General features: G+C 74.4%; 15 protein-coding genes and 1 pseudogene. 6 read left to right on the top strand and 10 right to left on the bottom strand.

Annotated elements, in window-relative coordinates:
- Positions 1–38: 38 nt before the first annotated feature.
- From dnaG to EIZ62_RS22625, 5 genes are all read right to left on the bottom strand, one after another.
- Positions 39–1,949 (bottom strand): DNA primase, encoded by a 1,911-nt coding sequence (gene dnaG / locus EIZ62_RS22645; protein ID WP_156694526.1) that lies wholly within the window; start codon positions 1,947–1,949, stop codon positions 39–41.
- Between the two features lie 112 nt (positions 1,950–2,061).
- Positions 2,062–3,330, bottom strand: a complete 1,269-nt coding sequence (locus tag EIZ62_RS22640; protein WP_156694525.1) for an NAD(P)/FAD-dependent oxidoreductase — start codon at positions 3,328–3,330, stop codon at positions 2,062–2,064.
- 103 nt (positions 3,331–3,433) lie between these two features.
- Positions 3,434–4,747: a deoxyguanosinetriphosphate triphosphohydrolase gene (locus tag EIZ62_RS22635; RefSeq protein ID WP_156694524.1), complete on the bottom strand. Its 1,314-nt coding sequence runs from the start codon at positions 4,745–4,747 to the stop codon at positions 3,434–3,436.
- A 37-nt stretch (positions 4,748–4,784) separates the two neighbouring features.
- A complete protein-coding gene (locus EIZ62_RS22630) occupies positions 4,785–5,552 on the bottom strand; it encodes a sirohydrochlorin chelatase (protein WP_156694523.1) in 768 nt (255 codons plus the stop codon).
- Between the two features lie 81 nt (positions 5,553–5,633).
- Positions 5,634–6,365, bottom strand: coding sequence for a hypothetical protein (locus EIZ62_RS22625; RefSeq protein ID WP_156694522.1), 732 nt, complete (start codon positions 6,363–6,365; stop codon positions 5,634–5,636).
- A 120-nt stretch (positions 6,366–6,485) separates the two neighbouring features.
- Between EIZ62_RS22625 and EIZ62_RS22620 the strand changes: the two genes are divergently transcribed.
- The 3 genes from EIZ62_RS22620 (at position 6,486) to EIZ62_RS22610 (ending at position 10,508) form a co-directional block, all read left to right on the top strand.
- A complete protein-coding gene (locus tag EIZ62_RS22620) occupies positions 6,486–7,199 on the top strand; it encodes an aquaporin (protein ID WP_156694521.1) in 714 nt (237 codons plus the stop codon).
- A gap of 70 nt (positions 7,200–7,269) precedes the next feature.
- Positions 7,270–7,950 (top strand): SanA/YdcF family protein, encoded by a 681-nt coding sequence (locus tag EIZ62_RS22615; protein WP_156694520.1) that lies wholly within the window; start codon positions 7,270–7,272, stop codon positions 7,948–7,950.
- Positions 7,951–8,318: 368 nt separating this feature from the next.
- Positions 8,319–10,508, top strand: a complete 2,190-nt coding sequence (locus tag EIZ62_RS22610) for a molybdopterin oxidoreductase family protein (RefSeq protein WP_156694519.1) — start codon at positions 8,319–8,321, stop codon at positions 10,506–10,508.
- Here EIZ62_RS22610 and EIZ62_RS32540 read toward each other — a convergent pair.
- The 3 genes and pseudogenes from EIZ62_RS32540 to EIZ62_RS22595 form a co-directional block, all read right to left on the bottom strand.
- A pseudogene (locus EIZ62_RS32540) lies at positions 10,480–10,851 on the bottom strand (gamma-glutamylcyclotransferase family protein); the annotation flags it as partial. The gene EIZ62_RS22610 and the pseudogene EIZ62_RS32540 sit on opposite strands and share 29 nt — an antisense overlap.
- Positions 10,848–11,159 (bottom strand): divalent-cation tolerance protein CutA, encoded by a 312-nt coding sequence (gene cutA, locus EIZ62_RS22600; protein ID WP_156696549.1) that lies wholly within the window; start codon positions 11,157–11,159, stop codon positions 10,848–10,850. The gene cutA and the pseudogene EIZ62_RS32540, both read right to left, overlap by 4 nt.
- A gap of 90 nt (positions 11,160–11,249) precedes the next feature.
- Positions 11,250–11,849, bottom strand: a complete 600-nt coding sequence (locus tag EIZ62_RS22595) for an NADPH-dependent FMN reductase (protein WP_156694517.1) — start codon at positions 11,847–11,849, stop codon at positions 11,250–11,252.
- A gap of 283 nt (positions 11,850–12,132) precedes the next feature.
- Here EIZ62_RS22595 and EIZ62_RS22590 point away from each other — a divergent pair, with 283 nt between their 5' ends.
- Together EIZ62_RS22590 and EIZ62_RS22585 are read left to right on the top strand one after the other, a co-directional pair.
- Complete coding sequence (locus EIZ62_RS22590) at positions 12,133–12,696, top strand: hypothetical protein (RefSeq protein ID WP_156694516.1); 564 nt, start codon at positions 12,133–12,135, stop codon at positions 12,694–12,696.
- Positions 12,697–12,797: 101 nt separating this feature from the next.
- Positions 12,798–13,505, top strand: coding sequence for a class F sortase (locus EIZ62_RS22585; RefSeq protein ID WP_156694515.1), 708 nt, complete (start codon positions 12,798–12,800; stop codon positions 13,503–13,505).
- A 63-nt stretch (positions 13,506–13,568) separates the two neighbouring features.
- Here the strand turns inward: EIZ62_RS22585 and EIZ62_RS22580 are convergent, their stop codons facing one another.
- Complete coding sequence (locus tag EIZ62_RS22580; protein WP_156694514.1) at positions 13,569–14,345, bottom strand: sulfite exporter TauE/SafE family protein; 777 nt, start codon at positions 14,343–14,345, stop codon at positions 13,569–13,571.
- Positions 14,346–14,510: 165 nt separating this feature from the next.
- A complete protein-coding gene (locus tag EIZ62_RS22575; RefSeq protein ID WP_156694513.1) occupies positions 14,511–14,933 on the bottom strand; it encodes a hypothetical protein in 423 nt (140 codons plus the stop codon).
- Positions 14,934–15,120: 187 nt separating this feature from the next.
- On the opposite strand from EIZ62_RS22575, the gene EIZ62_RS22570 reads away from it, so the two are divergent.
- On the top strand, positions 15,121–16,302 hold the full coding sequence (locus EIZ62_RS22570) for an NAD(P)/FAD-dependent oxidoreductase (protein ID WP_156694512.1): 1,182 nt from the start codon (positions 15,121–15,123) through the stop codon (positions 16,300–16,302).

Below are 16,302 nucleotides of genomic sequence, written 5' to 3'. Positions count from 1 at the left end.
CCACGAGGGGCGTGCGGCGACTTTTTGCGACCGGCGCGCTACAGCGCGTCCGCGCCGTTGTTGCGCAGGGACTGGGCGTACTGCTGGAGGACCCACAGCTCGTTCTGGACGGCGGCGAGGTGGTCCGGGTCGGCGTGGGTGCCGAGGCGGGTGAGGGAGCCGGTGACGTCACGGATGCGCCGGTCGACCGCGCGGAGCCGGACCTGGACGAGCTGGTCGCCCGCGTACGTCTCGTCGACGGTGCGGCCGTGGATGACCTCGACGGCCAGCTCGGTGACCAGCGCGCGGACCCGGTCGTCGGGCGCCGCGTCCCGGACGCGCGCCAGGTATTCGGCGGCGTTGCTGATGCCCTGCTCGGCGCCGCCCGCGTCGGCGATGGTCTGGCGGACGGCCGCGTACGGCGGGGCGGTGAACTCGTCGGCGCCGTACGCGTCGAAGGCGGGCGAGACGAGGGCCGGGTACTGGAGGGCGAGCTTGAGCAGTTCGCGTTCGGTGCGGTGGGCCGGGCTGCGCAGGTTCAGCGCGGGGCCCGAGGGTGCGGCGGGGGCGTGCGGCGCGGGTGCGGCGGCCGGGGGGCGGGCCTGGGTCGCGGGCGCGGGGCCCCGGCCGCCGCGGTCCCTGGCCCAGCGGGCGAACTGGGCGACGCGCTTGACGACGAACTGGGTGTCGAGGATGCCGAGCATGCCGGCGAGCTGGACGGCGACCTCGTGCTGCGAGGCGATGTTCTTGATGCGGGCGACGATCGGCGCGGCCTCGTCGAGGGCGGCGGCGCGGCCGGCCGGGGTCTCCAGGTCGTACCGGTTCACGATCTGGCGCAGGGCGAACTCGAAGAGCGGGGTGCGGGGCTCGACGAGGTCGGCGACGGCGTCGTCGCCCTTGGCGAGGCGCAGCTCGCAGGGGTCCATGCCGTCGGGGGCGATGGCGATGTACGTCTCGGCGGCGAACTTCTGGTCGTCCTCGAAGGCGCGCAGCGCGGCCTTCTGTCCGGCGGCGTCGCCGTCGAAGGTGAAGATGACGCGGGCGGAGCCGTTGTCCATCAGCAGCCGACGGAGGATCTTGATGTGGTCGCCGCCGAAGGCGGTGCCGCAGGTGGCGATGGCGGTGGTGACGCCGGCGAGGTGGCAGGCCATGACGTCGGTGTAGCCCTCGACGACGACGGCCCGGCTGGACTTGGCGATGTCCTTCTTGGCCAGGTCGATGCCGTAGAGGACCTGGGACTTCTTGTAGATCGGCGTCTCGGGCGTGTTGAGGTACTTGGGCCCGTTGTCGTCGTCGCGGAGCTTGCGGGCGCCGAAGCCGACGACGTCGCCGCCGACGTCCCGGATGGGCCACATCAGGCGGCCCCGGAAGCGGTCGATGGGGTTGCGGCGGGATTCCTGGGCGAGTCCGGAGACGAGCAGTTCCTTGTCGGAGAAGCCCTTGCCGCGCAGGTGGCGGGTGAGGTGGTCCCAGCCGGCCGGGCTGTAGCCGACGCCGAAGTGCTGGGCGGCGGCCTGGTCGAAGCCGCGCTCGGCGAGGAACTTCCGGCCGATCTCGGCCTCGGCGCCGTCCAGTTGCTCGGCGTAGAACTGGGCGGCGGCCTTGTGGGCCTCGATCAGCCGGATCCGCTCGCCGCGCTGGTGGCCGGGGTTGTACCCGCCCTCCTCGTACCGCAGGGTGATGCCCGCCTTGGCGGCGAGGCGCTCGACCGTCTCCGAGAAGGAGAGGTGGTCGATCTTCATCACGAAGGCGATGGTGTCCCCGCCCTCCTGGCAGCCGAAGCAGTGGAAGAGACCCTTGCTGGGGCTGACCTGGAAGGAGGGGGACTTCTCGTCGTGGAAGGGGCACAGGCCCTTGAGGTTGCCGCCGCCCGCGCTGCGCAGCTGGAGGTATTCGGACACGACGGCGTCGATCGGGACCGCGTCCCGTACCGCCTTCACGTCGTCATCGTTGATCCTGCCGCCTGCCACGCGTAAATCTTACGGTGGCCGCGGCGCTCGCCCGGCGGGAACGGAGGTCCGGTGGCCGCGGCGGCCGTCCGGTGGCCGCGGCGGCCGTCCGGCGGGCCGGCGGGCCGGCGGGTTACGGGCCGGGCAGGACGGCGGTGAGCGGGGTGGAGGGGTCGGCGAGGGCGTCGGGGTCCACGGGGGCCCCGGAGCGGACGAGGGCCTGGATGTCCGATGTGACGTCCCACACATTCACGTTCATCCCGGCGAGCACCCTGCGGTCCTTCAGCCAGAAGGCGATGAATTCCCGCTTGCCGGCGTCCCCGCGCAGGACCACCTGGTCGTACGTGCCCGGCGGGGCCCAGCCGCTGTACTCCATGCCCAGGTCGTACTGGTCGGAGAAGAAGTAGGGCACCCGGTCGTAGGAGACGTCCCGGCCGAGCATGGCGCGGGCGGCGGCGGGGCCGCCGTTGAGGGCGTTGGCCCAGTGTTCGACGCGCAGCCGGGTGTGGAGCAGGGGGTGCTCGGCGGCGGCGACGTCCCCGGCGGCGTGGATGTCGGGGTCGGAGGTGCGCAGCGACGCGTCGACGGCGACGCCGCCGCCGTGGGCGCGGTCGACCAGCGCGAGGCCGGCGTTCTCGGCGAGGTCGGTGCGGGGGGCGGCGCCGACGGCGACGAGGACGGCGTGGGCGGGGTGCTCGTCGCCGTCGTCGGTGCGGGCGGCCAGGACCATGCCGTCCTGGCCGGTGATCTGGGTGAGGTGGGTGCCGAACCGGAAGCGGACGCCGTGCTCGGCGTGCAGGTCGGCGAACAGCTGGCCCAGCTCGGGCCCGAGGACCCGGTACAGCGGGGTGGGGTCCGGTTCGACGACGGTGACCTCGGCGCCGTATCCGCGGGCGGCGGCGGCGACCTCGAGGCCGATCCAGCCGGCTCCGGCGACGACCAGGTGGCCGTTGTCGCGGCCGAGGGCGGCGAGGGTGCCCTGGAGGCGGTCGGCGTGGGCGAGGCGGCGCAGGTGGTGGACGCCGGCGAGGTCGGTGCCGGGGATGTCGAGCCGGCGCGGCTCGGAGCCGGTGGCGAGGAGGAGCTTGTCGTAGTGGATGGTGGTGCCGTCGCCGAGGCGTACGGCCTTGGCGGCCCGGTCGACGGCGGTGACGGGCTGCCCGAGGTGGAGCTCGACGTCCTTCTCCGCGTACCAGGCGGACTCGTGGACGAAGGCCCGCTCGCGCGGTTCCTTGCCGGTGAGGTAGCCCTTGGACAGCGGCGGGCGTTCGTAGGGCGGGTCGACCTCGTCACCGATGAGGATCACGCGGCCGGTGAACCCTTCGGCGCGGAGTGTCTCCGCCGCCTTGACCCCGGCCAGTCCCCCGCCGACGATGACGAAGGTCTGATCTGCGTCGACCACTTGTTGCCTCCTGGTGGTTTCCGGGATTGTCACGCTACGCCGCCGGCCTCCAGCAGCGTCCCGTACGGAGCGTGATGTCGGAAGAGGGCGTGGAGGGCTCCGGTCAGCCCCGGTGGGTGAGCCGGGAGTGCAGGGCGCGGGCGGAGGCATCGGTGAGCGAGGCGATCTGGTCGACGATCACCCGCTTGCGGGCGCGGTCGTCGGGCGCCGTGTCGAACAGGGCCCTGAACTGGGGGTCCAGGCCCTCGGGGGCGCGGGCGGTCAGCGCCTCGGCCAGTTCGCCCAGCACGATCCGCTGGTCGGCGCGGAGCGCTTCCTGCTCGGCCCGCTGCATCACGTACCGGTCGGCGACCGCCTTGAGCACCGCGCACTCGTGGCGCGTTTCGCGCGGTACGACCAGTTCGGCCCCGTACCGGGTGAGGCGGCCGGTGCCGTACGCCCGGCGGGTGGCGGCCTCGGCGGCGAGGCAGAAGCGGCCGATGAGCTGGCTGGTGGCGTCCTTGAGGCGGGCCTGGGCGATGGCCGAGCCGTCGTAGCCGTGGGGCCACCACTCCTGTTCCATCAGCCGGTCGAGGGCGGCTTCGAGCTCCTGCGGGTCGGTGTCGTGGGGGACGTACCGGCCGATGGCGACGCGCCAGATGTCGGCGCGCTCGGGTTCGGCGAGGAGGAGGTTGGGGTCGACGTGCCCGGCGTGGAGGCCGTCCTCGAAGTCGTGCACCGAGTAGGCGACGTCGTCGGACCAGTCCATCACCTGCGCCTCGAAGCACTGGCGTGTGCCGGGGGCGCCCTCGCGCACCCAGGCGAAGACCGGCAGGTCGTCCTCGTACACCCCGAACTTGGGCGAGTCGGGGTCGGTGGGGTGGGCGCCGCGCGGCCAGGGGTACTTGGTGGCGGCGTCGAGGGTGGCGCGGGTGAGGTTGAGGCCGACGCTGACGACCTCGCCGGTCGTGGCGAGGTGGATGAACCGCTTGGGTTCGATGCGGGTGAGCAGGCGCAGGGACTGGGCGTTGCCCTCGAAGCCGCCGCAGTCCTTGGCGAAGTCGTTGAGGGCCTGTTCGCCGTTGTGCCCGAAGGGCGGGTGGCCCATGTCGTGCGAGAGGCAGGCGGCCTCGACGAGGTCGGGGTCGCAGCCGAGGGCCGCCCCGAGTTCGCGGCCGACCTGGGCGCATTCCAGGGAGTGGGTGAGCCGCGTGCGGGGGCTGGGGTCCCAGGCGTGGCTGCGGGAGCCGGGGGTGACGACCTGGGTCTTGCCGGCCAGGCGGCGCAGGGCGCCGGAGTGCAGCACCCGTGCGCGGTCCCGCTGGAACGCGGTGCGTCCCGGGCGCTTGTCGGGCTCGGGGGCCCAGCGCCCGGTGGCCGCCTCGTCGTACGTACCGTCCGTACCGTCCATGCCGTCCGTACCGTCCATGCCGTTCATGCACTGAAGGTAACCGCCAGGACTGACGGTGAACCGGTCAGGCGGTGACCAGTTGCGGCTCGGCGGTGGTGGAGGGGGCCGGGGCGGGCGTGGCCGTGGCCTGGTCGTAGCGGTGCAGGACGAGCCGGGCGAGGGCGGGGTGGGCGCCGAGGGGGGCGGCGGCGATCCAGGGCGCGGCCGCCGCGGTGCGGGCGGCGAACAGTCCGGGGGCGGTGAAGCAGGAGGCGACGGCGATCCGGTGGCGGCCCCGGGCGGTGAGCGCGCGGAGGGCTTCGGGGACGGTGGGCGAGGCGGCGGAGGCGTAGGCGGGGACCACCGGCACGCCGCCGAGGCGTTCGCTGAGCAGCCGGGCGGTGCGGCGGGTGTCGGCGGCGGAGTCGGGGTCGCGGGAGCCGGCGGCGGCGAGGACGACGCCGGTGGCGCGGTCGGTGCCGTGGGCGGTGCGCCAGCCGGCCTCGGTGAGGCGGGCGAGGAGCGCCTCGACGAGCAGGGGGTGGGGGCCGAGCGGGGCGGCGACGCGTACGCGCAGGTGGGGTGCGGTGGCGGCGGCGCGGGGCAGGTCGTGCTTGACGTGGTGTCCGCGGCTGAGGAGGAGGGGTACGAGGACGGCGTCGCCGGGCGGGTGGGCGGCCAGGGTGTCGGTGAGGAGGGGGGCGTTGAGCTCGATGTGGCCGAGGCGGACCGGCAGGGTGGGCCGCAGTTCGCGGACCCGGTCGAGCAGGGCGTTCACGGTGGCGAGCGCGCGGGGGTCGCGGCTGCCGTGGGCGACGGCGACGAGGGTGGGCGGGTGGGGTTGCTCCGTCATGAACCGATGGTGGCGGGCGGGTGTTGCCGCCTCGTTGCGTGCGGGTGACGGGTTTTTTCCGGGTGGCTCACCGGGCCGTGCTCAGGGGGCGGCGACCCAGACGCGCAGGGTGCCGGTCGTGGTGAAGCCGTGGCGGAGGGCAGCCGTCAGGTCGTCGCCGTGTTCGTACCCGACGACCGGGGTGCCGGGCCACCGGCGGGCGATCGCGGCGAGGCAGCCGGGCCAGGGGTCGGCGCCGGGGCCGGTGGCGAAGACGTTGGAGACGCCGACGACGGGGCCGGCGTCCGGGGTGGCGCTGAGGGTGACGACGGCCCCGGCGACGGTCCGGCCGTCCGGGGCGTGGCCCGCGAGGACGGTGGTCGCGGGGTCGTCGAGGAGGGCGGGGCGGAAGAGGTTCATGGGGTCGGCGCCGTCGCTCCAGGCGGTCTCCCAGTCGGCGAGTGCGGCGGCGGTCCGGACGGGCTCCCAGGGCACCGTGTCCGCGGCCGTGTCGCCGGGCGGCGTGGCGGGGCGGTGGATCCACTGGGCGTCGAAGAGCGGCCGGAAGCCGTGCGGGGTGAGGTCGAGGGTGGCGAAGCCGTCCTTGACGGAGCAGCCGGGGGTGCGCAGGTCGATGGCGTCGAGCACCTCGTGCGCCGGGGTGCCGGGTACGAGGGTGACGGCGTCGGGGTAGTAGGGCGGCGTGCGGCGCGGGTGCGTCCAGACGCGGCCGGTGAGGTCGCCGGGTCCGAGGCCGTGGGCGCGGCACATGGTGTCGCACCATGCGGCGTTGTTGCGGGCGGCGGCGCGGGCCCAGAGGCCGGGAGTGGACATGGCGTCCATCCTGCCGGTGGCCGGAGACCGGTGTACAGCGAGAAAGGATCACCCTTACCCGCTACCTTCATTTCGAAACGCGGAATATATTTTCCGCACACAGGAAATGAGGGGGGTCTCATGGGTGGTACGCAGAGCGCGCTGCCACGCCGCGCTGTCGCGGAACTCGTCGGCACCGGGGCGCTCGTGGCGGTCATCGTCGGTTCGGGCATCCAGGCCACCGGGCTGAGCCGGGACGTGGGCGTACAGCTGCTGGCCAACTCGCTGGCGTCCGCGATCGGCCTCGGGCTGCTCATCGCCCTGTTCGCCCCGGTGTCCGGCGCCCACCTCAACCCGATCGTCACCCTGTCCGTCTGGTGGACGGGCCGCCGCACCCCGGGCGGGCTGACCGGCCGGGACGTCGCCCTCTACATCGCCGCCCAGCTGGCCGGGGCGGTCGCGGGCGCGCTGCTGGCCGGGGCCATGTTCGGCCGGGCACCTGGCGGTTGGTCCACGCAGCTGCGGTCCGACGGCCACCTGCTGCTGGGCGAGACGGTCGCCACGGCCGGCCTGGTGCTGCTCGTCCAGGGCCTGGACCGCATCGGCCGCGCGCAGCTCGCCCCGGTCGCGGTCGCCGCGTACATCGCCGCCGCCATCTGGTTCACGTCGTCCGGCTCGTTCGCCAACCCGGCCGCGACGGTGGGCAGGTCCCTCACGGACTCGTTCACCGGCATCGCGCCCGCGTCGATGCCGGGCTTCATCGCCGCCCAGCTGCTCGGCGGCCTGCTCGGGGCGGGGCTCGCGGCGCTGCTGTACGGCGGCCGGCCGCCGTCGAGATCACACGTGCCGCAGTGAACCGGGCGGCCCGTTCCGGCGTCGGAAGGGGCGGGGGTGGGACGTGGGATTTCTCCGGAGGGTTCGGTCCATGAGGGGTGTACGACGGCCGAGGTGGCCCGTGAGCCGGCGGAGCCGGCGGCGGCTGGTGCAGGGCGTGATGCTCGGCTGCGTACTGGCGCTGCTGCCCGCGACCTGGATGCACGCGGTCGCCGACAGCCGGCTCCGTACGACGGCGGACGTGCCCGCGCGGGACGTCGCCGTGGTCTTCGGCGCCGGCCTGTGGAAGGGCCGCCCCACCCCGTACCTGGCGCACCGGCTCGACGCGGCGGCCACGCTGTACCGGGACGGCAAGGTCAAGGTCATCCTCGTGACCGGCGACAACGGCCGTGTCGAGTACGACGAGCCCGACGCCATGCGCGCGTACCTCCGGGAGCGGGGCGTACCGGACGGGCGGATCGTCAGCGACTACGCGGGCTTCGACACCTGGGACTCGTGCGTCCGCGCCAGGAAGATCTTCGGTGTCGAGCGGGCGGTGCTGGTGACCCAGGGCTTCCACATCCGCCGGGCGGTCGCGCTGTGCCAGGAGGCGGGCATCGACGCGTACGGGGTCGGGGTCGACGAACCGCGGGACTCGGTCTGGTACTGGGGCGCGACCCGGGAGCTGGTGGCGGCGGGCAAGGCCGCCCTCGACGCGGCGGTGGAGCCGGACCCGACGTTCCTGGGCCGGGCGGAGACGGGCGTGACGGACGCGCTGGGCCGCACTCCCTAGGGGGCAGCCGGCGGCGGGGCGGCCCCGGGCCGGGCCCCGGTGGGGCCGGTGCGGGCGTTCGGGGTGCCGCGCCGTTCGGCTGCCGCGGGGTGTGTCGGGTGCGGGTCGTCCGGCTGCCGCGGGGTGGTGGGGCGCGGCCCCTCCGGGCTCGACTCCTCGGGGTCGGCGGCCCTGGGTCACGCGTGAGGGAGCCCGCCCCGCGCCGCCAACCCCTGCGGGGCCGACCCTGCACGGCCACACCCCTGGGCGGTGTTCCGGCTTCCCGGCCCCCGCCTCACCTCCCGCGCCGGGCGCCGCGGAGTACGGCGTACCGGGCATGTAATGCGGGGTGTCGGTGGCCGTAACACGGGGACCGCATGCTCGGGGGCATGCACACCGCCACCACCGCCACCACCCCCACGCACTGTCCGTACTGCTCCCTGCAGTGCGGGATGAACCTCCGGCCCTCCGGCGACGGCGTCGAGGTGGTGGAGCGCACCGACTTCCCCGTCAACCGGGGGGCCCTGTGCGGCAAGGGACGTACCGCACCCGCGGTGCTCTCCTCCCGGGTGAGGCTGGAGGAGCCGCTGGTGCGGAACACCACGACCGGCAGGCTGGAACCGGCCACCTGGGAGGAGGCCCTGTGTGCCGTCGCCGAGGGGCTGCGCGGGACGCGGGAGCGGCACGGGGCGGATGCCGTCGGGGTGTTCGGGGGTGGCGGGCTGACCAATGAGAAGGCGTACGCGCTGGGCAAGTTCGCCCGGCTGGTCCTCGGGACGTCGCAGATCGACTACAACGGCCGGTTCTGCATGTCGTCCGCCGCCGCGGCCCACCAGCGGGCCTTCGGGCTCGACCGGGGGCTGCCCTTCCCGCTGGAGGACATCCCGCGCACCGGCTGCGTGATCCTCGTCGGGTCGAACCTGGCCGAAACCATGCCCCCGGCGCTGCGCTTCCTCACCGAACTGAAGGAGAACGGCGGCAAGCTGATCGTCGTCGACCCGCGCCGCACCCGCACCGCCGAGCAGGCCGACCTGCACCTCGCCCCCCGCCCCGGCACCGACCTGGCTCTCGCCCTCGGGCTGCTGCACCTGGTCGTGGCGGAGGGGCGGACGGACGAGGAGTTCGTCGGGAGCCGCACCACGGGCTGGGCGGACGCCCGCGCGGCCGCCATGTCCCACTGGCCGGCGCTCGTCGAGCGCATCACCGGCATCCCCGTGCCGCAGCTGCGGCAGGCCGTGGCGATGTTCTGCGACGCCCCCGACGGCATGGTGCTGACCGCGCGCGGCCCCGAGCAGCAGTCCAAGGGCACCGACACCGTCGGCGCCTGGATCAACCTGTGCCTCGCGACCGGGCGCGCGGGCCGGCCGCTGTCCGGGTACGGCTGCCTGACCGGGCAGGGCAACGGGCAGGGCGGGCGCGAACACGGCCAGAAGGCCGACCAGTTGCCCGGCTACCGCAAGCTCGACGACCCCGCCGCCCGCGCCCACGTCGCCGGGGTGTGGGGCGTCGACCCCGCGACGCTCCCCGGGCCGGGCCGCAGCGCCTACGAACTCCTCGACGCGCTCGGCACCGACATCAGGGCGCTGCTCCTCATGGGTTCCAACCCGGTGGTGTCGGCGCCGCGCGCCGCGCACGTCCAGGAGCGGATCGAGTCCCTGGACTTCCTCGCCGTGGCGGACGTCGTGCTGTCGGAGACCGCCGCGCTCGCCGACGTCGTCCTGCCGGTGACGCAGTGGGCGGAGGAGACCGGCACCATGACCAACCTCGAGGGCCGCGTCCTGCTGCGCCGCCGGGCCGTCGACCCGCCCGCGGGCGTACGGAGCGACCTGGAGGTGCTGCACGGGCTCGCGGAACTGCTCGGCCGGCAGAAGGGCTTCCCCACCGACCCGGAGGAGGTCTTCGAGGAGCTGCGCCGGGCCTCGGCGGGCGGGCCGGCCGACTACGCGGGCATCAGCTACCGCCGCATCGCGGAGGAGGACGGCGTGTTCTGGCCGTGCCCCGAGCCGGGCCACCCGGGTACGCCCCGGCTGTTCCTGGACCGGTTCGCGACGCCGGACGGGCGGGCGCGGTTCGTGCCCGTCACGCACCGCCCGGCGGGCGAGGAGACGGACGACGCGTACCCGGTGGTGCTGACCACCGGGCGGGTGGTGTCCCAGTACCAGTCGGGCGCCCAGACCCGGCGCGTCGCCGAGCTGAACGCCGCCGCGCCGGGGCCGTTCGTGGAGCTGCACCCCCGGCTGGCCGAGCGGCTGGGCGTCGCCGAGGGCGAGCCGGTCGCGGTCGTCTCGCGGCGCGGACGGGCGGTGGCGCCCGCGCGGATCACCACGGGCATCCGGCCGGACACGGTGTTCATGCCGTTCCACTGGGCGGGCGAGGGGCGGGCGAACAACCTGACCAACCCCGCCCTGGATCCCACCTCCCGGATGCCGGAGTTCAAGGTGTGCGCGGTCCGCCTGGAAGCGGTGAACCCGGACGGGTCCGGGGCAGCGGCGGGCCCGAACGCGGCTGGGGAAGCGGTGAGCCCGGGCGGCCCGGGCGCCGCGGGGGCGGCCGGTGCCCGAGCCAGTCGCCGCCGGTGATCGCGGCCCCCGGCCGTACCGCGGGGGTGGCGACGTACACCCAGGCCCGTACGGTCGCCCCGTCCCCGGTGCGCACCGCGTCGCACACCTCCCGGTCGTAGCCGTCCTCCAGGAGGTCGAGCAGGGCGACGAGCTCCTCGTAGTGGCCCGGGGCGGCGCTCACCAGGTCGCCCGTGACGCACCCCGCGCCCCGCAGCAGGTACGGGTAGCCGGGTCCGTCGTACAGCAGGGCGCCCGCCAGCAGGGCCGGTTCCTCCGTCGCCGTGCGGCCACGGAGGAACCGGTCGTGGTTGTACTCGCCGGGCCGCAGCGTCCCGTACACGAAGAACGGCAGTTCGCTCATCGTTCCGTGGTCTCCTGCCGGATCCACGCGAGGTAGCCCGCGCTCCCCCGCACCACCGGGGTGGCGATGATCTCGGGCGTCTCGTAGTCGTGGACCGTGGTGAGGTGCGCCTCCAGCGAGGGGTAGCGGGCCTCGGTGGTCTTGAAGAGCACCTGCCACTCCTGGCTGGTCTCGATGGCGTTCCGCCAGTGGTAGACGGAGGTGACCGGACCGGAGATCTGCGCGCAGGCGGCGAGCCGCGCCTCCACCGCGCCGCGGGCCAGTTCCTGCGCCTTCTCGGCGCTGTCGGTGGTGGTGAGTACGGTCATGGCCTGGGTCACGGTCTCGCCTCCGAGCGTCGGTCGTCGCGCCACGGCGGCGCACCGCGCGGCGTACGGCCGAGCGTACGCACCCCGCGTTCAGGACGCGTAGGGGCGGACGGACTTGGCGTCGCGCAGGGCGTGGGCCCACCAGGAGAGCTGGTCGAGCATGGTCTTGGCGGCGGCGTCGGGGGCGGTGGGGTCCTTGTGGCGGCCGTCCTCGTCGAAGTGGCCGAAGGCGTTGTGGAAGGAGACGGTGTCGCGGACGGTGACGGCGTGCAGTTCCGCGAAGACCTGGCGGAGTTGTTCGACGGCGCGCAGGCCGCCGGAGACGCCGCCGTAGGAGACGAAGCCGACGGGCTTGGCCTGCCATTCGGTGTAGTGCCAGTCGATGAGGTTCTTGAGGGAGGCGGGGAAGGAGTGGTTGTACTCGGGGGTGAGGACGACGAACGCGTCGGCGGCGGCGAGCCGGGGGCTGATCCGCGCGAGCCGGTCGCGCACGTCGGGGGCGGGGTCGCGGGAGAGGGCGGTGGGCAGGTCGTTGCCGGGGTCGGCGAGGTCGACGACGTCGACGGTGAAGTCGGTGTGCTGTCCGGCGTGGGCGAGGAACCAGTCGGCGATGACGGGCCCGAAACGGCCTTCGCGGTTGCTGGCGACGACGACGGTGAGGGTGAGCGGCGAGCGCTCGGTGATCTCCATGAAGAAGACCTTCGTACCTCAACCATGATTCAGGTCAAGCGGTTCCCGTGAACATCTCGCCACCGGCTCGGGCGGGGAGGGGTCACCCGTTCGGGGCGGGGCGGCGGGCGGGGCCGGCGACCCGTCGCTGACCTGCGCCGATACGGGCCGTCCAGGGCGACACGCCGACCCGGACGGCGCAATCTGATGGGGTATCAGCAGGCGGGTACGGCGGACGGGGCCTTACCTCGGAGACAGGACATCCGACCGTCACCCCCGCTTGTCGCGCGCCCCGGAGGATCCCATGCGCACCACTGCCCGCCTGCTGACCGGTACCGCGCTGGCGGTCGTCTCGCTCGGCGCCCTCGCCTCACCGGCCGCGTACGTCGCGTACGCCGGTGACTTCGGGAAGCTGGAGGTGTACCCGTCGACCGCCAAGCCGGGCGAGACCGTCACGGTCAACACCACCGCCTGCGGCAAGAAGGGGCACGGGATCGGCGACGCGGAGTCCCTCGGCGCGGGCGAGTTCGAGCTGTCGCCCGGCACCCACAAGGACGTGGTGGTCGGCCGGTTCACGGTCCCCTCGCACACCAAGCCGGGCACCTACTCCATCGCTGTGGCCTGCGACAACGGCAAGACCGCCACCGGTGACCTGATCGTCGAGCGCGGTCACGACTCGGGCGGGCACAGCTCCGGCGGCCACGACTCGGGCGGCCACGTCCCGAGCGGTCACGTGAAGACCGGGGTGGGCGGCAGCGTCGGCCCCGACAGCACCCAGATCGCGGCGGGAGTGGCAGTGCTGGCCGCCTCCGCCGTGGGCGGGGCCTGGCTCCTGCGCCGCCGGGCGAGCGGCGCGCAGGACGGCTGACGGGGTCCGTCCCCGTACCCCCGCCTCGCTCCCCGCCCCCGCCGCGTGTGTCCCCGAGACCGCGGCGCGGGCGGGGAGCCCCATCCCCCGCGAGGGCAGCGATGACCGACGACACCGACACCAGGAGCGGGACGGGACACGGCACGGACACCGGCACGGGCACAGCCACCGGCACCGGCACCGGCGCTGAGGGCAGGAGCAGGGGCAAGGGGTGGGGCATAGCCATCGCCGCGTGCGTCGGCCTCTGGCTGGTGCAGAACGGCTCCGAGGACCTGACCCCGCCCGTCCCGACGGCCGCCGAGGCCTTCGCGGCCGGCCCCCACCAGCACACCGACGCCGCCGCGGACCCTCTGCCGCCCTCCGCCCCGGTCCGCGTCCGCATCCCCGAGATCGACGTCGACGCCCCGGTGATGCGCCTGGGGCTCGCCCCGGACGGCAGCCTGGAGGTGCCGCCCGCCGGGAATCCGAACATCGCCGGCTGGTACAAGGACGGCACCCCGCCCGGCGCGAAGGGCACCGCGATCGTCGCCGGTCATGTCGACAACTCCGAGGGCCCCGCCGTCTTCTACGCCCTCGGCGCCCTGAAGAAGGGCCACCGCATCGAGGTCACCCGCCGCGACGGCACCACCGCCGTGTTCACCATCGACGCGATCGAGGTGTACGAGAACGGCGAGTTCCCCGACCGGAAGGTCTACGGGCCCGCCGACCGGGCGGAGCTGCGCGTGATCACGTGCGGCGGGGAGTTCGACGAGAAGACCGGCTACCAGGGCAACGTCGTCGCCTACGCCCACCTGATCGGCGCCCGGTGACGGCCCGCGCGCACGCCGGCCCGCAGCAGCGGCGGGAGCCCGCGCCCGGGTCCCCTCCCCCGCTCAGCTCCACTGGTCGAACGCGAGCTTGGCGACCAGCGAGAAGACCACCACCAGCAGCACTCCCCGTACGAACTCCGCGCCCTTGCGCAGCGCCGTCCGCGCCCCGAACATCCCGCCCGCCAGGTTGAACACGGCCATCAGCGCCGCCAGCTTCCACAGCACCGTGCCCTGGTAGGCGAACATCGCCAGCGCTCCCGCGTTGGTGCACACGTTCACGATCTTGGCGGTGGCGGAGGCGGTCACCAGATCCAGGTGGAGCACGGCGGCGAGCGCCAGCACCAGGAACGTGCCCGTGCCGGGTCCGAACAGCCCGTCGTAGAAGCCGATCCCGCCGCCGACGAGGACGATCGCCGTGACGATCCGCGCCCTGGTCACCGGCCCCTTGTCCGCCCCCGCGCCGAACGACGGCCGCAGCATCACGAACGCCGCCACGCCCAGCAGCACCACCATGATGACCGGCCGCAGGACGTCACTGCTGATCCCGGCCGCGAAGAACGCCCCGCCCATCGAGCCCGCCAGCGCCGCGAGCCCGATCCGCACCGCCGTGCCCACCCGCACCGGCGCCTTGCGCACGTACGTCACAGCGGCGCCCGTGGTGCCCACGATGGCCACCGCCTTGTTGGTGCCGAGGATGTGGGCGGCCGGGACGTGCGGCAGGCCGAGCAGCAGCGCGGGCAGGAGGAGCAGCCCGCCGCCGCCCACCACCGCGTCGATCCAGCCCGCCACGAGAGCGGCCGCGCAGAGGAAGAGCAGGGTGGTCAGCGATATGTCGGGCATACCGAGAGCCTAGGTCGTGTCTTCAAAGTCCCGTCTGCCCGGCCTCCGGGCGGACGACGCTACTTTGAAGACCCTCCCTAGGGACGGGATACATGTGCCGTCCACGAAACCAGTGAGCCTTGAGGTACCTCTGAGGTTGGGTTGTCGCGCCCCGCCGGGCGGGCGTCACAGCAGCCGGAAGGCCAGCCGTCGTTGGAGGGCCGTGACGCCCCTGCCTATCCAGGGCATGAGGAGCAGGAAGCCGATCCCGCCCACCACCGCGTGGAACGCCCACGCCCCGGCGAAGGTCGGGCCGCCCCACGCCTGCGCCGGGTCGCCCGCCCGCAGCGGCCAGCCCAGGTTCATGGGGACGAGCGACCAGCCGTACACGGTGACGGCGAGCGCCACCGCGTTCACCGGTGTGGCCAGCAGCGCGTACAGGACGAGCCGCCGGGGCGCCGGCGCGCCGAGGTCCACCCCCAGCAGCCGCCGCGCGAGCAGGTGCGGCACGCCCAGCAGCCCGGCCGGGAGCGCGACCAGCAGGTAGGCGACCCGCCTCCAGGTCGCGGGGCGGAACGGCTCGGTGAGCACACGGGTGACGACGTCCATGCACCAAGGCTCCCGAACGGCGGCTCCCCGCACCATGGAGGCCACCGGAGTATCCGGGCTCCGGCTGTCCCCACCCCGGCAGGCGGGGTTCCCTCACCGGTGACCACGTCCGCCGCTGAGGTCAGCTTTCCGTGGGCGAAACAATCGGGATGCGGCCGGGTAACACCGCCGACGCACGCTGACGGGCATGAGTTCACGCATCGTGGTGGTCGGAGGAGGCACGGCGGGCGCCCGGCTCGCCGAGCGGCTGCCCGTCACCCTGCTCGGCGAGGAGCCGCACGCCCCGTACAACCGGGTGCTGCTCGCGGACGTCCTGGCCGGGCGGTACGGGCCCGAGGTCACCGCCCTGCCGGCGCCGCGCGACGGAGGGGCGCGGCACGAGGTGCGGGTGACCGGCATCGACCGCGCCGCCCGCGTGGTGCACTGCGCGGACGGTGCGGCGTTCGCGTACGACCGGCTGATTCTGGCCACCGGCTCGAACCCGGTGCTGCCGCCGCTGCGCGGCCTGGGCGGCGGGCGGCTGCCGGCCGGGGTGCACGCCTTCCGGACGCTCGACGACTGCCTCGCCCTGGACGCGCTGGTGGCACCCGGGGTGCGGGCGGTGGTGATCGGGGGCGGCCTGCTGGGCGTGTCGGCCGCGCGCGCCCTCGCGGCGCGGGGCGCGGAGGTGGTGCTGGCCCAGCAGGGCGAGCACCTGATGGAGCGCCAGCTGGACGCCGAGGCCTCACGGCTGCTGCGCCGCCACCTGGAGGCGGACCTGGGGGTGGAGGTCCACACGGAGTGCCGTGTCCGGGGCCTGCGCTGCACGGACGACACGGTCGAGGCGGTCGAGCTGGCCGACGGGTTCGTGCTGGACGCGGACGTCGTCGTCATCGCCTGCGGGGTGCGGCCCCGCGTGGGTCTCGCCCTGGAGGCGGGCCTGGACGTGCGGCGCGGGATCGTCGTCGACGACCAGCTGCGCACCTCCGACCCGTTCGTCCACGCCGTCGGCGACTGCGCCGAGCACGACGGCCGGCTCTACGGGCTGGCCGGTGCCGCCCTGGAGCAGGCCGACGTCCTGGCGGAGGTGCTGCTGCACGGCACCGGCGCGTACCGCGGCACGCGCGCGTTGACCCGGCTGAGCATGGACGCCCTCGAACTGGCGGCGTTCGGCGAGGCGACGGCGCTGCCCGGCGACGACACCGTGCGGCTGGCGGACGCGACGAGCGGCGCGTACCGGAAGGTCGTCGTCCGCGGCGACCGCCTCGTCGGCGGCGTACTGCTCGGCGATCTCGGCGCGGTCGGGGCGCTCGCCCGGGCCTGGGAGGGCGACGAGGCCCTTCCGGAAGCGCCCCTGCTCCACCTGCTCACCCATGACGGAGGCTCCTGA

The sequence above is a fragment of the Streptomyces ficellus genome (assembly GCF_009739905.1).
GTDB lineage: Bacteria > Actinomycetota > Actinomycetes > Streptomycetales > Streptomycetaceae > Streptomyces > Streptomyces ficellus_A.
This window is presented reverse-complemented; position numbering and strand designations above follow the sequence as displayed.